We start from the raw sequence: 356 nt of genomic DNA on the forward strand, positions 1-356 counted from the left end.
GCTGCGGGTTCAGCCCCGTCTCCAGCTCGGCCAGCACCGGGGGCAGGGCGGTCGGCGGCAGGCCTGCGACCGCGAAGCCCGCCAGCACCCGTCCGCGCAGGCGTTCGGCCTCCGACGCGCCCAGGCCGCGATAGAGCGGTCCGTCCTCGGCCAGCAGCCGGGTCAGGGCCGCCGGCGCGTCCGGGCCGGCGAGGGCCAGGTCGATGGCCGCCTGCCGTTCGTCGGCCGGCGCCGTGGCGTCGATCGTGGCCCCGGCGGGCATCTCAGGCGTCCGACCCGGGCCTGATGCGCGAGAGCAGGGCCGAGAAGGCGTTCGAGGACAGCTTCTCGCCGATCGCCTTGGCCGAGGCCCGCAC

Annotated in this window: 1 protein-coding gene; it reads right to left on the reverse strand. The window is 77.2% G+C overall.

Annotation, left to right across the window (positions count from 1 at the left end; all coding sequences use genetic code 11):
* Positions 1-262: hypothetical protein (locus AC1DMU_RS29820; RefSeq protein ID WP_476941712.1), on the reverse strand; the 262-nt coding region annotated here is incomplete at its 3' end.
* Between the last annotated feature and the right edge of the window lie 94 nt (positions 263-356).

This window comes from Bacillus sp. 01N45, from assembly GCF_056399205.1.